This is a genomic window from Desulfofalx alkaliphila DSM 12257, from assembly GCF_000711975.1.
Taxonomy (GTDB): domain Bacteria; phylum Bacillota; class Desulfotomaculia; order Desulfotomaculales; family Desulfohalotomaculaceae; genus Desulfofalx; species Desulfofalx alkaliphila.
In genome coordinates, this window is sequence record NZ_JONT01000001.1 from 162,391 (window position 1) to 177,572 (window position 15,182).

13 protein-coding genes are annotated in these 15,182 nt (G+C 44.3%); all 13 read left to right on the forward strand.

The genetic code is table 11. From position 1 onward, the window contains the following. The first annotated feature begins 15 nt into the window (after positions 1 to 15). The 13 genes from BR02_RS0100845 to BR02_RS0100910 all read left to right on the forward strand — a co-directional run bounded on the left by BR02_RS0100845 (position 16) and on the right by BR02_RS0100910 (position 14,769). Entirely contained in the window at positions 16 to 1,224 is a 1,209-nt protein-coding gene (locus BR02_RS0100845) for a signal peptidase I (protein WP_031513289.1), read from the forward strand. A 306-nt stretch (positions 1,225 to 1,530) separates the two neighbouring features. Continuing rightward, entirely contained in the window at positions 1,531 to 2,301 is a 771-nt protein-coding gene (locus BR02_RS0100855) for a hypothetical protein (RefSeq protein ID WP_031513290.1), read from the forward strand. 325 nt (positions 2,302 to 2,626) lie between these two features. Further along, the gene (locus tag BR02_RS0100860) at positions 2,627 to 3,382 is read left to right on the forward strand and encodes a hypothetical protein (protein ID WP_031513292.1); all 756 of its coding nucleotides are present in this window, start codon (positions 2,627 to 2,629) and stop codon (positions 3,380 to 3,382) included. 205 nt (positions 3,383 to 3,587) lie between these two features. After that, entirely contained in the window at positions 3,588 to 4,748 is a 1,161-nt protein-coding gene (locus BR02_RS0100865; RefSeq protein WP_031513294.1) for a DUF5305 family protein, read from the forward strand. A gap of 51 nt (positions 4,749 to 4,799) precedes the next feature. Then, positions 4,800 to 5,585: a DNA repair protein RecO gene (recO, locus tag BR02_RS0100870; RefSeq protein ID WP_034638601.1), complete on the forward strand. Its 786-nt coding sequence runs from the start codon at positions 4,800 to 4,802 to the stop codon at positions 5,583 to 5,585. A 22-nt stretch (positions 5,586 to 5,607) separates the two neighbouring features. Next, positions 5,608 to 6,036: a DUF4342 domain-containing protein gene (locus BR02_RS0100875; protein WP_031513298.1), complete on the forward strand. Its 429-nt coding sequence runs from the start codon at positions 5,608 to 5,610 to the stop codon at positions 6,034 to 6,036. Between the two features lie 332 nt (positions 6,037 to 6,368). Beyond that, on the forward strand, positions 6,369 to 6,707 hold the full coding sequence (locus tag BR02_RS0100880) for a tRNA-binding protein (RefSeq protein ID WP_031513299.1): 339 nt from the start codon (positions 6,369 to 6,371) through the stop codon (positions 6,705 to 6,707). A gap of 15 nt (positions 6,708 to 6,722) precedes the next feature. After that, a complete protein-coding gene (glyQ, locus tag BR02_RS0100885) occupies positions 6,723 to 7,598 on the forward strand; it encodes a glycine--tRNA ligase subunit alpha (protein ID WP_031513301.1) in 876 nt (291 codons plus the stop codon). Positions 7,599 to 7,601: 3 nt separating this feature from the next. Beyond that, complete coding sequence (glyS, locus tag BR02_RS0100890) at positions 7,602 to 9,680, forward strand: glycine--tRNA ligase subunit beta (protein WP_031513303.1); 2,079 nt, start codon at positions 7,602 to 7,604, stop codon at positions 9,678 to 9,680. Between the two features lie 104 nt (positions 9,681 to 9,784). After that, positions 9,785 to 10,420 carry a transcriptional regulator CcpN gene (gene ccpN / locus BR02_RS0100895; protein WP_031513305.1) on the forward strand — a complete coding sequence of 212 codons (636 nt, stop codon included), beginning with the start codon at positions 9,785 to 9,787 and terminating at the stop codon, positions 10,418 to 10,420. 57 nt (positions 10,421 to 10,477) lie between these two features. After that, complete coding sequence (locus tag BR02_RS0100900; protein WP_238442371.1) at positions 10,478 to 11,272, forward strand: pyruvate, water dikinase regulatory protein; 795 nt, start codon at positions 10,478 to 10,480, stop codon at positions 11,270 to 11,272. Positions 11,273 to 11,413: 141 nt separating this feature from the next. After that, positions 11,414 to 14,062, forward strand: a complete 2,649-nt coding sequence (gene ppdK, locus BR02_RS0100905) for a pyruvate, phosphate dikinase (RefSeq protein WP_031513308.1) — start codon at positions 11,414 to 11,416, stop codon at positions 14,060 to 14,062. 299 nt (positions 14,063 to 14,361) lie between these two features. Then, a complete protein-coding gene (locus BR02_RS0100910) occupies positions 14,362 to 14,769 on the forward strand; it encodes a hemerythrin domain-containing protein (RefSeq protein ID WP_031513310.1) in 408 nt (135 codons plus the stop codon). Positions 14,770 to 15,182 lie beyond the last annotated feature (413 nt).

Here is a 15,182-nt window from a genome sequence, read left to right on the forward strand (position 1 = left end):
AGTGGGGTCTAAGTGATGCAGTTAAAATATCAACCAACCACACCTTCAAAAAGAAGATGTTTTTTGCTCATTGGCTTGGTGCTCGGTGTGTGCTTTTTAGAAACTCCCCCTGTGGCCCACCTGCTAAGTGGGCCTGTCTTTACTTATGTTATTAAGCCCCTCTTATGGCTGGGTATTGCCTTAACAGTTTGGTGCTTTCCCCGGGTTCGGCCCAAGGCAAAACTTAGACATGGTGAGTTCTTAAACTGGTGGGCATTAAATTTTGCTGTTATATTCATAGCAATTACCTTTTTAGCAGGCTTACTGGACGGGTTCGGTAAAAGTCCTTATAGCCATTCTTTAAGCGGTATTGCCATTAATATCTTGGTTGTGGGCTCCCCCTTAATAGCAATGGAACTGGTAAGAAATTATCTTGTTAACAGTTTTGCACGGTATGAAAGGTACCGTATCTTTATTTTGGTGGCCCTTGTGATGACCTTTGCCGGTATCCCTCTGCCGCATCTCTTTCAATTAAGGGGTTATGAAGATGCTGTTATCTATATTGCCCGTTATTTTGCGCCGGAATTCTGTCATGGGCTGTTTGCAACCTATTTAGCCTTTCTTGGGGGGGCACTGCCGGCAATAATTTATATGGGCACAATCAAGGCCGTTCACTGGCTTTCTCCCATTTTGCCTGATTTACAATGGATTACAAAGGCATTTATCGGGGTTTTAGTCCCCGTTTTTTCATTAAGCATAATGCACAGTATTTATTCCAGTGAAGCAAAACTATTTAATAAAGAGGCTCAAGACGAGGATAGCCCCTTTGGTTGGATAGTTACCATAGTAACTTCAATACTCATTGTATGGTTTGCAGTGGGTGTATTCTCAATCTACCCCTCTGTAATAGCCACCGGCAGCATGGAACCGATGATAAAGCCCGGGGATGTAATTCTAGTGCAAAAGATAAGGGATGAGAGTGATATACATAATTTGAGTGTCGGTGATGTTATACAATTTGAAAGGGGCTCAATACTAATTTCCCATCGTATTATAGATATAGTCGAGGAAGATGGAAACAAAAGTTTTCGCACAATGGGAGACAATAACTCTATTCCGGATTCAGATTTAGTTGAACCGCCACAAATTAAAGGTGAGATTATTAAGGTGGTTCCTAAGGTTGGCTGGCCAACATTGCTTATAAAAAGTGATAAAAGCATAGATTTAACGGATATTCAGTTTTGATAGAAAAGATGCTTGTAAGGATAGAGCGGCATCAAGGGGCATTTAACCCCTTGATGCCGCTTGTTATTTCATAAACAACAATACCCTGCTCTTTATGGTACTTAAGTAGTAGTTAGATAATGCTTGGGAACCATCTAATAATAACCCTATTAATGAACTGATAACTATTCCTTGGAGTGGTTACTGATATTTAAGCAAAAGTTATACTTTGAGTATAAGTATTGATAAGGATTGCAAAGCCGGCTTGCCAATCTTTATCTAAAGAAAGATTAGCAAAAGAAAAATCCGCAAAGGAGAGAAGGGTAAATGAAAAAATTTAAATTCCTAGCACTGGCCATCGCCCTGGCAGTTATGCTAATGGGCGCCGGTTATGCCGCGTGGACTGATAGTTTCAAAACTACCACCACCCTTGAAACCGGCAATTTAAAAATTGAATTAAGTAATGCACAGGAATCCTATGAAGTAACAACAATGAAAAATGATGAGTATGCAGCTCTTGTAGCTGAAGACAATGTTTACAGAACCGCTGACAGAAATGTTAAGGTTGAAAATGGTGTTCTGCATGATGTTGCAATTGATCATGAAACCAATACAGTAAGCTTTGGCTTTGGTAACTTATATCCCGGCACTACTGTTTGGACTACTTTAGAAGCTACAAATACCGGAACAGTGCCGGCTGTTTTGGAAAATGTAGAATTTAATATTACCGATTCAACTGCCAATGATATTGATTTAGCAGAAGTAATAGAGGTAATAGTTGAGCCGCAAATTATCAGAGATGGCGCTATTCAACCCATGAGATTTTGGTGTTTCTGGTGTTGGTTATTCCCCGGACATTGCAATCCCGGCGGTGGAGATAATCCCGGCAACCCCGAGGAACCCGTTGAGCCCGTTCGTACTAAGTTAGCAAACTTGGATAATGAGCTTGATAAGTTTAACGGTCATTTATGTCAAAACGATAAATTACGTTACAACATAGGATTTGTTTTCCCCGAAGGTAACGGAAATATTACTCAAGATGAATCTGTTGCATTTGATCTTCAATTTAACTTTAAACAATACAACTTAGTTGACTAGCAATAATTTAAAGACCTATGTAAGTGGCTGTTGTGTAAATTAACAGCCACTTTTAATTTCCAAATCAAGATTTAATGTCACAAATGCTCTTGGTTTGTGAGGGGGGTTTAATATAAAGGCATCCTTCTTTGACCCTTCCGCCGTAATGGTACGAAGGTAGTAGTTAAATAATGCTTGGGGACTAGCTAATATACTCCATTTATTAAATGATAACTACACCATAGAGTGGTTACTGCTCTAAGGCCAATAACTATAATGACAGATAAGGTAAACATCCTGGCTTGGAGGTTTTACCTTTAATTATGAATAAGAGGAGGCGACTGGGATGAAGAAATTTAAGTATTTAGCTCTTGTAACTGCCTTGGCGGTTATGTTGATGGGTGCCGGTTATGCTGCTTGGACTGACGGTTTCAAGGTAAGTAACACCATTAATACCGGTGAGTTAAGTGTTGCTATACTGGCGGGCGATTGCAACAAACCAGATGAAGCGTATACTGTACAGTTTAGTGAAGGATATAATGGGTATAATCACCCATATAGGGATCTGCGGGCAAATGATAATGTATATAGGGTAAATGATGAGGGTAATAAGGCTGAACATAACAAACGGTACTACCCTACGGTTGAAAACAACACAGTGAGTTTTGGATTTGGCAATTTATATCCGGGCACCACTGTAGAAACCAATTTATCAGCCAGAAATACAGGCAGTGTCCCTGTTGTACTACAATCTATAAAGCTAGACAATAAGGTAGGATTTGATACCGAGTTAGCCGAAATTATACAAGTAGAGTATGGCTTTGGCAAATATGATTCCGGGGAAAAGGCTCCACGTGTAGACCTAATGACTGTTAGCTTAGCACAGTTAGAAGAAAGTCTACAAGAGTATATGACTGGTATAGTCTTACTGCCCAATAATCAGTTTGGCAGTGCCACAGGGGAAAATCTATACACCGAAATGAAATTTATTATTCCCGGTGATTGGGATGTAGAGGGTTTAGATAACAATGCAGGTCAAAATCAAGAAATTAAATTTGATATTGAGTTTGAGTTTATTCAATACAACTTGTTTGAGCGCTAAAAGGCAAGAGAGTTTAACTTAATGAACAGGAGTCAGCACATGCTGGCTCCTGTTTTTTTTCTTCTCTTCTGCCTAAGTGCAAAGGACTTGGCATTAATCGATTTTTTCCGGCAAAAAAGCACATAAACATCCATATGTAAAAAGAAGGGAAAGGAATATTATTACAGAATACTTCTTAAAAAAGAAATGTTTGGATGGGTGATCTATGAAGAAGAAGCTCAATAAAAGTATTAGAATGTCATTGATGTGTCTTTTGTTTGTGTTAACCGTTATTTTCTCTATTTTAATTTTTTATGAAGTTACAAAGCAGGAAACTAAGGAAGAAATAGTAACGCTCTACAGTTATCAAAACAGTGCCACCGCTAACTATAAAGTTAATATGACCCCCTCCTTTGTTTTTCCAGATACAGTATTGGGGGAAGGGAAAGAGTATATTTCTGCCCTTGTAGATAATATCCAAGCTACTTTTAATTATCAGTTTACAGGTGACGGCCCGGCCAAAGTTCAAGGCACTTATGAAGTTGTGGGCATCATTGAGGGCTATGTGGAACGACTGGGGCCGGATGGCACAACGGTAACCAATACTATCTGGACTAAGGATGTAGTATTTATTCCCAAGACAAACTTTGAAGCCACTGATGATAATTTCTCTTTAAGTAAAGATATTACTTTTAAACCCGTAGACTACGATAATTATGCCAATGCTGTTAAGGAGACTACCCGGGTAAGCACTAACAGCAGATTTACAGCAAGTATGAAGGTGGAATTAAATGCGGACACAGACAAAGGTTCCATAGAGGAAAGCATATCTTCTTCTATTACCTTTCCGCTGAACAACAATCTTTTTAGTATCACTAAGGGTGAAATGAAAAAACCCGGCACAATTCAAGATACTAAAGAAATAAGGCTGCCCGTTAACAAAACACTGGTAACTGTTTATGGTATTTTGCTGGCTGCTGCCCTGATTGCATTAATATATCTGTTCTTTGCCACAAGAGGCACTGTTAAGGAACCCTTCCGCAAACAGCTGGACAGGATATTTAAAAGACATGGCAGCCGCTTGGTTGCACTGAGCAGTGAAATTACCCTTTCTGACGAACAACACCGGGTTAGAACCATTGATGATTTGGTTAGAATAGCTGACGATCTCGGTAAACCTATTGTCTACAAGCACAGCATAAACCCGGATGATATTAACCGTTTTTATGTCATGGGAGAGGGATCTACATATTTCTTTAACCTAAGTGATTATATAGCTGCCCTGGAGGAGGAAAAGGCCGGCCGGGGGAATAAAATAAAGGCAGCTACTGAGGTTGGGCAGCATGCAGGATATAGGGAATCAGACAAAGAAGATATTAGCCAATAAAAGAAGTGTACTTAGTACATGAATAATTATAGTACTGTATGAGGTGTTAACTTGAAACTATACCCTGTAGAAGCGGTGGTTTTACATCAAAAACCCATGCGCGGAGCAGATAAGATTATTATTATGTTTACCCGGGAGTATGGTAAATTGCGGGCAGTGGCCCATGGGGCCGGCAAATCTTCCAGCCGCAAGCGGGGAGCGGTGCAGCCCCTTTGTCATTCCCGCCTTTTATTGTACCGGGGGAAAGAAATAGACACCGTTAACCAGTGTGAGGCCATCACCTTTTTTACGCGCTTGCGTGATCATTTAGAAATACTGGCCCTGGCAGTGTATATTTGTGAGCTAGTAGATGCTTTGACCGGTGAAGGGGATCAAAACGAGCCCCTTTTTATATTGCTGTTAACCACACTGGGTTGGCTAAATCAACCACAGGTGGATTTGCCCGGGGCAGAAAGGCTGGTGGCCGGTTTTGAAATTAAGGCTCTGGGGTTAACGGGATATTTGCCGGAGTTAAACGTCTGTGTTAATTGCGGGGGTGACATCACCGGTCACACTCTTTTCAGTGCCCATGAGGGCGGAGTGATTTGCCCAAAGTGTATTGGTGAAGGATACCGGCCCATGGGGACTGTGGTTAAACCACAAACGGTTGAACTGCTAAGGCAGTTGATCGCCACTAACCCCGGCGGGCTGACCAAATTAACCCCCCAAGAGGCGGTGTTTAACCAAGTAAAAAAGCTTAATAAAGCCTTACTCCGGCATAACTTGGAGAAAAAGGCCAAGTCACTGGACTTCCTGGAAAGTTTGCATAAAAATCCCCGGAATTGGGGTAAATATTAGTAGCTTACAGGAGGTGTTTGCTATGACCAGCGAGTTGGAAAAGATAGATTTAATACGGGCCCGCCTGGGGGTAAGCTATAAACAGGCCAAAGATGCCCTTGAGAATGCCGGTGGCGATGTGGTGGAGGCTTTGGTTAAGTTAGAAGAAAAGGATATGCACCTTGGTCAAAAAATACAAGGCCAGGGCATGGAAGTGATGGGTCAACTGCGCAGTATTATTAATAAGGGGCACAAAACCAAAGTCAAGATAAAGAAGGAAGGACGTACGGTGTGCGAGTTTCCTGCCACCATCGGGGCGCTGGGGCTATTGGGTGCCCTGTATAACAATGAATTGGCCTTAATTGGTGTGATGGGAACCGTTACCGCCTTGGCCAATAACTATAGTATTGAAATTGAACGCCCTGCTGAATCGGTAAAGGACTGTGATTATCCTGGTTATGGAATGTATTAACATATTGACAATATGACACCTTATTTGCTAGAATCTTGCTGTATAAAAATAAATATATGGCGATGAGGAAGAGAGTAGCCAAGGAACCGTTTTTTCAGCGAGCCGGGGCCGGTGTAAGCCCGGTAAAACACCTGGGGTGAAGGGAGCTTCTAAGCCGCAAGAGGAAAGCCTGTTTGACATAACCGGTGAGTAAAGCTTGCACTTAATAAAGTGGGCGGTGCATGTGCGCCGTCAACTAGGGTGGAACCGCGGGAGAAACCTCTCGTCCCTGGACCTGTGTCTGGGGCGAGGGGTTTTTTTGGTACAAATTTTGAATTAGGAGGCTATGTATTATGGAAAAAATCAACTTTGATGATTTTTTAAAGGTTGATATGCGGGTGGGCACCGTTATTAAGGTGGAGGATTTTCCTGAAGCTCGTAAACCCGCCTACAAATTATGGATTGATTTTGGCCAAGAGGTGGGCGTAAAAAAGTCCAGCGCTCAAATTACCGATTTGTATAGCAAGGAAGACCTGCTGAACAGGCAGGTGGTGGCGGTGGTAAACTTTCCTCCCCGGCAGGTGGCCCGCTTTATGTCAGATGTGCTGGTCTTAGGTACGGTGGCCGACGATGGCAAAGTGGTGTTGTTGCAGCCCGAGCGCCCGGTTGATAACGGGCTGCGCATAAGTTAAAAGGAGGAATGAAAGATGAACTTTCAGCAGTTAATATTAAAACTAAATGAGTTTTGGTCGGAACAAAAATGCATTATCCAGCAACCCTATGATACAGAAAAGGGTGCCGGCACCATGAACCCGGCTACCTTTTTAAGGGCCTTGGGACCGGAACCTTGGCGGGTGGCCTATGTGGAACCCTCCAGACGGCCCACCGACGGCCGCTATGGTGAAAACCCCAACCGCCTACAACACTATTATCAGTATCAGGTGATCTTAAAACCTTCGCCGGATGATGTAATTGAAATATATTTAGACAGTTTGCGGGCTATTGGTATAGATCCCAATGAGCACGACATTCGTTTTGTGGAAGACAACTGGGAATCCCCCACACTGGGTGCCTGGGGTTTGGGTTGGGAAGTATGGCTGGACGGCATGGAAATAACCCAGTTTACATATTTCCAGCAGTGTGGCGGTATTGACTGCAAGCCTGTTTCTGCAGAGCTTACCTATGGTTTAGAGCGCCTGGCCATGTTTATCCAGGGGGTAGACAGTGTATTTGACATTGAGTGGGTAGATGGCATTACTTACGGTGACGTTCATCACCGGGGGGAGGTAGAACACTCGGTCTACAACTTTGAGGCGGCCGATACAGAAATGCTTTTTGACCTCTTTGACATGTATGAGTCAGAGGCCCGGCGGATAATGGAAAAGGGCCTGGTTCTTCCGGCCTACGACTATGTGTTGAAGTGTTCCCATACCTTTAATTTACTGGATGCCCGGGGTGCCATCAGCGTAACGGAACGGACCGGCTACATTGCCAGGGTGCGCAATTTGGCCCGGCTATGTGCGCAGGGTTACGTGGAACAGAGGGAAAAAATGGGCTACCCGTTGATTAAGAAGGAGGCGTAAATGATGGCAAAGGACTTTCTATTGGAAATTGGCATAGAGGAAATGCCGGCTCGTTTCATGGCCCCGGCACTGAAACAATTAAAAGAGCTAACAGAAAAAACATTTAAAGAACAACGTTTAGAGTATCAAGAGGTAAAAACCTTTGGTACACCCCGCCGTTTGGTGCTGCATGTAAAACAGTTGAACGAACGGCAGCAGTCCCTGACAAAAGAGGTAAAGGGCCCGGCCCAAAAGGCAGCCTTTGACATTGACGGCAACCCCACCAAGGCAGTGTTGGGCTTTGCCCGGAGCCAGGGGGTAAAGGTGGAGGATTTAGTGGTTCGTCCCCTGGGCAAGGTGGACTACATGTATGCTATTAAAAAAGAGGATGGCCTGGCCACAGATGAAGTGCTGGCCCAAATTGCACCTCAATTGATATCGGGGCTACATTTTCCCAAGCCCATGCGCTGGGGCAGCCTGGACTACCGCTTTGCCAGACCCATTCGCTGGCTGTTGGCACTGTACGGCAGTGAACTTGTGCCCTTCACGGTGGCAGAGATAAAATCCGGCCGTCATACCTACGGTCACCGGTTTTTAAGCAGGGGAACCATTGAAGTGGCCGATCCTGACCAATACTTTAAGGCAATGATTGACGGTTACGTAATGGTGGATGGCCATGAGCGCCGCCGGGTTATTTGGCAGCAGGTACAGGAGCTGGCAGCGTCGGTGGGTGGCACAGTTCAACAAGATGATGAGCTGTTGGAGGAAATTGCCAACATTGTGGAATATCCCACTGCACTAATGGGCAGTTTTGCAGAACACTATTTAAACTTGCCCGATGAGGTAATAATTACCCCTATGCGGGAGCATCAACGGTACTTTCCCATTGTTGATCAGCGGGGTAAGTTAATGCCCAAGTTTATAACTGTGAGGAACGGTACTTCAGAACACCTGGATATTGTGACGGCCGGCAACGAAAAGGTGCTGTCTGCCCGGCTGGCAGATGCAGAATTTTTCTTTAAAGAAGACTTGAAAACGCCCTTAGCTGATAAGGTAGACAAGTTAAAGAAAGTGGTATGGCTGGAGGGTTTGGGCTCAGTTTATGAAAAGGTAGAGCGCATTGGTAAGCTGGCACTGTCATTTGCAGAAGAATTAGATGCCGATAAAATACAAATTGAGCATACTGCCAGGGCGGCATTGTTGGCCAAGGCTGACTTGGTAACTAATATGGTGTACGAATTTCCTGAACTGCAGGGTATTATCGGACGCGAGTATGCGCTGCGCAGCGGTGAAGAAGCCGAGGTGGGCCGGGCAATTTTTGAGCATTACCTGCCCTGTTTTGCCGGAGACCAACTGCCATCTGCACTGCCCGGTCAAGTGATTAGCCTGGCGGATAAAATGGACAGCATAGTTGGTTGTTTTGCAGTGGGCATTCAACCCACCGGCTCCCAAGACCCCTATGCCCTTAGAAGACAGGCACTGGGTGTTACCAATATTATATTGGAATATGCACTGCCCTTGTCTCTAAAACAAATGATTGTCCAGGCGTATAATGGCTATCAAGGCGACGTAGAAATAAAATTAAGTATAGACCAAGTAACAAAGGAAGTAACAGAGTTCTTTAAGGTGCGTATTAAGGGGGCCCTTACAGAAGGCGGACTTACTTACGATATCATTGATGCAGTATTAGAGCCGGGCTTTGACAACTTTGCTGATACCTGGCAGCGGGGCCAAGCCTTGGCGGAATTCCGCAAGCAACCGGCCTTTAACGACCTACTCACTGCTTTCAACCGGGCCAACAACCTGGCAAAGAAATCGGCAGGGGGTGCCGTAAAAGAAAACCTGCTGCAAGAAGAGGCAGAAAAGGACCTTTACCAGGCATATATTTCCTTCAGCGATGCCTTGGGTCGTCAAATGAGCAAGAAAAACTATCAAGGGGCTTTACAAGAAATTGCCCTGCTGTTGGACCCCATTAACAAGTTTTTTGATCAAGTGATGGTGATGGTGGAAGATGAACAGGTGAAAAATAACCGTTTAGCTTTATTGTTTAACATTGCTAATAAAATGAAAAAGGTGGCGGATTTTTCTAAAATTGTAGCCTAAATAACAATATGATGTATACACAAAAAATATTTTTGAAAAAGGAGGGATTTTTTTAGCTTTATCAAATATAATTAGTATGTCACATTTATTTTAGGGGTGATGGGATGGAACTGAGCCAACGACAGGAAAAGATATTGGAGATTGTGAAAAAACAAGGCCCCATCACTGGTGAGCAGATCGCTGAACAACTAAACTTAACACGGGCCACCCTCAGACCGGACCTGGCAATTTTAACAATGTCCGGTGTGTTAGAAGCTCGCCCGCGGGTGGGGTATTATTACAGTGGAAAATCACCTGAGCGAATGGTGGCTGAAAAGTTAAAGAAAATAAAAGTAGGCGAAGTAAAATCGGTACCCCACGTGGTAAACGAAAATTGCTCGGTTTATGATGCCGTTGTAACAATGTTTATAGAAGACGTGGGCACCCTAATAGTAGTTAACGATGCCGGCAAACTAGAGGGCATAATATCGCGTAAGGACTTTTTAAAAAGCACCTTAGGTGGGCAAGACATCCATAAACTGCCGGTGGGCGTAATAATGACCCGCATGCCCAATGTTATCTGTGCTCAACCAGAAGACTCGGTGTGGTTGGCTGCGCGTCGTTTGCTTACCCATGAGGTAGATTGCCTTCCGGTGGTTCGCCGCTTGCCCGATCAAGCAGAGGCTGAGGGGTACGAAGTAATTGGTAGATTTACCAAGACTAATATTGCCCGACTGTTTGTGGAACTTGGGGAAGAATAAAATAGGGGGGCGTTTACCATTAATGGCATAGCGGATACTAGACCAAAAGCCTATATATTGTCAGATTCCATTGGCGATACTGCTGAACTGGTGGTAAAAGCTGCGGTAAGCCAATTTAATGACGGTGGGGTTGAAATAAAAAGGATACCCTACGTCAACGATATACGGGACATAATCGACGTGGTGGAGGAAGCTTCGGCCACCAACAGTATTATTGCATACACACTGGTTATTCCTGAACTGAGAGACGCCTTGGTGCTTGAGGCGTCCCGTTATAATATCCCCTTGGTGGATATCATGGGCCCCATATTAAGTGCAATTGAAAGCGTAACCCATAAATCACCTAAATTCGAGCCAGGATTGGTTAGGCGACTGGACGAGGAATACTTTCGCCGGGTGGAAGCCATTGAATTTGCAGTGAAATATGACGATGGAAAAGACCCCAGAGGTATTACCAAGGCGGATTTGATAGTGTTGGGAGTATCACGCACCTCAAAAACACCATTGAGCATGTATTTGGCCCACAAACGCATCAAAGTTGCCAACGTGCCACTGGTGCCGGAAGTTTGCCCGCCGGATGAAATATTTCACGTGTCGCCCAACAAAGTAATCGGCTTAACCATTCGTCCTCAACAGCTAAACGTCATTCGGCAAGAAAGGTTGCGCACACTGGGCTTAACGTCCCATGCCGATTACGCCAGCATGGAAAGAATTTTAAAAGAACTGGAATATGCCGAAGGCATAATGAAACGGGTCGGCTGTACCGTAATAGATGTAACCAACAAGGCAGTGGAGGAAACAGCCAGTAAAGTGCTGGAGCTTTATTACCGGGGCAAGAGAAATAACCGTTAGCCGGTAAACCACCTTACAACCGTGAACGAAGTTGTCTGTTAAATAGTGCAGGGTTGGTTTCCATGCCCGCCCCGTAAGACAACCTTTAATATAATTTAGATTTGCCAATCAATTGACAAAAATCGTCAGGAGGGAAAACAAATGTCAAATGCCAAATACGTGTACCTTTTTCATGAGGGTAAGGCAGAAATGAAAAGCTTGCTGGGGGGCAAAGGTGCTAACCTGGCTGAAATGACACACATTGGACTACCGGTACCGCCGGGATTTATTATTACCACAGAAGCCTGCATTGACTTCTATAACGCCGACAGGCAGTTTCCCCAAGGCTTAGAAGAGCAGGTGCTGGAAAAGGTAAAGATTTTGGAAGAAACCACAGGCAAAAAATTTGGGGATCCCGAAAGACCGCTGCTGGTTTCGGTGCGTTCAGGTGCGGTAATTTCAATGCCCGGAATGATGGATACCGTACTAAACCTGGGCTTGAATGACGAAACGGTAGAAGGATTGGCTGCCTCCACCAATAACCCACGGTTTGCCTATGACTGCTACCGCCGTTTCTTGCAAATGTTTGGTGATGTGGTGCTGGGTATCGATCACCATTATTTTGAAGTGGTGTTAGAAAGCCAAAAGGTAGATAAAAATGTGTATTTTGATCACCAACTCACAGCAGAAGATTGGCAACAGATAATTGCAAAGTATAAGCGGATTATTGAAAAAGAAACAGGCAAACAATTCCCCCAGCAGCCTATTGAGCAGCTGTTTTTAGCCATTAATGCGGTATTTAACTCCTGGAATACCGACCGGGCGGTGGTTTACCGTAGAATACATAGAATTCCTGATGATCTGGGTACCGCTGTCAACGTTCAAGCCATGGTATTCGGCAACATGGGCGATGACTGCGGTACAGGGGTAGCTTTTACCCGTAATCCCTCAACCGGTGAAAAATCACTGTATGGTGAGTACTTAACTAACGCCCAGGGTGAAGATGTGGTGGCCGGTATTCGTACCCCGCAGCCCATATCTAAACTGGCGGAAGAAATGCCCGATGTGTACAGGCAATTTAAAGAAACATGTGAACTGCTGGAAAAGCATTACCGCAACATGCAGGATATCGAGTTTACCATTGAACGGGGCAAGCTGTGGATGCTGCAAACAAGAAACGGTAAGCGCACTGTGCAGTCTGCAATAAAAATAGCGGTTGATATGGTTGAAGAAGGGTTAATTACTAAAGAAGAAGCAATCACCCGTGTAGAACCGGCACAATTGGATCACCTGCTGCACCGGCGTATTGACCCCGACGCCAAACTGGATGTTTTGGCCAAAGGATTACCTGCTTCACCGGGGTCTGCAGTGGGCGCGGTGGTGTTCGATTCTGATCTGGCAGAAAAAATAGCCCAAGAAGGCAAAAAAGTATTGCTGGTAAGACTGGAAACAACCCCAGATGATATTCACGGCATTGTTGCTGCCCAAGGTGTGTTAACCTCCAGGGGTGGCATGACCAGTCACGCAGCGGTGGTAGCCCGGGGTATGGGTAAACCCTGTGTATGCGGTTGTGAAGCCATTAAAATAGACTATGCGAGCAAAAGCTTCCGGGTGGGCGATAAGGTAGTAAAAGAAGGGGATGTCATTTCAATTGATGGCAGCACCGGCCAAGTGATAATGGGCGAAGTGCCCATGATTGATCCCGAGATTTCGCCGGAGTTTCAAAAGCTCCTCCAGTGGGCCGATGACATTCGTAGGTTAGACGTGCGCGCCAACGCCGACAACCCAGAGGATGCCCGCAAGGCCAGAGAGTTTGGTGCCCAAGGCATTGGCTTAACCCGTACCGAGCATATGTTCATGGCGCCTGATCGTATACCGCTGGTACAAAAAATGATATTGGCAGACGATATAGAGGGTAGAAAACAAGCACTGGATCAACTATTGCCAATGCAGCAAAATGACTTTTATGGCATATTAAAGGCAATGGACGGTCTGCCGGTATGTATTAGATTACTGGATCCACCCCTGCACGAGTTCTTACCCAGCGCTGAAGAACTGGCAGTTGAAATAACTAGACTTAAACTTTCCGGTGAAAACGCAGAAGAATTATTAGAAAAAGAAGACTTGTTGCGCCAAGTGCGCACCTTGTCGGAATTTAACCCCATGCTGGGACACCGGGGTTGCCGTTTGGGCATCACCTATCCCGAAGTTTATGAAATGCAAGCACGGGCCATCTTCCAAGCCACTGCACAGTTGGTAAGCGAAGGTTATACCGTAATTCCGGAGGTAGAAATTCCACTGGTAATTGAAGAAAAAGAGCTGGCCTACTTAAGACAGGTAGTGGTGGAAACAGCTGACCGGGTTAAAGAAGAAACCGGCATTGATTTTCACTACACAGTGGGCACTATGATTGAAATGCCCCGGGCTGCGCTACTGGCCGATGAAATAGCAAACCAGGCAGACTTTTTCTCCTTTGGCACTAACGACCTTACCCAAACCACCTTAGGTTTTTCCAGGGATGATGCCGAAGGTAAATTCATGCACCACTACCTTGAGCGTAAAATACTAACTGACAATCCATTTATAGTGCTAGATCGCAAAGGTGTGGGCAAACTAATGCAGATTACCGTTGAACAGGGTCGCAAAGTTAAGCCAGATTTATTAATCGGTATTTGCGGTGAACACGGCGGTGAGCCCAGTTCGGTAGAGTTCTGCCATATTATCGGCTTAGATTATGTTAGCTGCTCCCCTTACCGGGTGCCCATTGCCCGGCTGGCTGCCGCCCAAGCTGCGGTTAACAACAGGGACTAATTGAAATAGAGCTGAAATAAATCATAAGAACAGGGTATTGTCATTTAATTGGCAAGGCCCTGTTCTTATATTTATCAGGCTTCGGCAGAGACCCGGTGGCCGGGGCGGGGCTAGAATTGCCAGCCGAAATGTGATCCTTTCTGAACATTCTATAATGAAAGGCAATCCCTTCCCGCAATTCTGAATGGAGCCAAGCGGAAGAAAAATCCTTATTATATGATTTACGTCACAGTAAAGGCCAGGCAATACAGGTATAATGTAGAAAACTTACAATAATGTCAGGAAAGGAAGGGGTTTTGATGAGTAATTTAGACAATCTAAATAGGCAGCACCAAGAAATTGCACAGGTGATAAAAGATATTGAAGCCATTATTAATCAAAAGGATATTGAGCAGGAAAGTTTTAATTTGTCCTTTAAAATTGGCCTATTGGCAGGAAAGTTGTTAACCCACTTAAGTTCAGAGGATAAGTATCTTTACCCTGCCCTGGTTAGCCATGCCCATTCTAAAGTGCAAGAAACAGCCAAGCGGTTTAAAAATGAAATGGGAAACCTAGCCAACGACTTTACGAACTATAAAAAAACATATATGATAGCTAACAATATTAAAAAGAATCCAAGCCAATTTGCAAAAGACACCGCCACTGTTTTTAATGCCATTAAAAAAAGAGTAGAGGCAGAGGAAAAAAACTTGTACCCGCTTTTGTAGAATTTCCGCCCTAAAACCAAGCCCGATTTATTAATCGGTATTTGCGATTTCTGTCATATTATTGGTTTAGACTTTGCTAACTGTCTTCCTTACCGGGCGCCCATTGCCCGGCTGGCTGCCGCCAGGCTGCTGTTATCAGCATAGACTTTTGAAAAACAATTGGAAAAGAGCTTAGAACAAGGGTATTGTTACTTATTTATAGAGGTAATACCCTTGTTGTTTTTTTGGGCTTAGGCCTTTGTATGGGAAAAACATCTTATAATCCTCCTTGCTACCATGTTGCATAATAGTAATAATGTAATAGTGAAAACAGCTTTTGTACCTTAAATACTTCTTAGGGGTGATAATGCAGTGCTTTTAGCCGGCTTAGTCTTTGGTTTGTTGGATGGTTTGTTTCACTTTTTGGTGGAGAT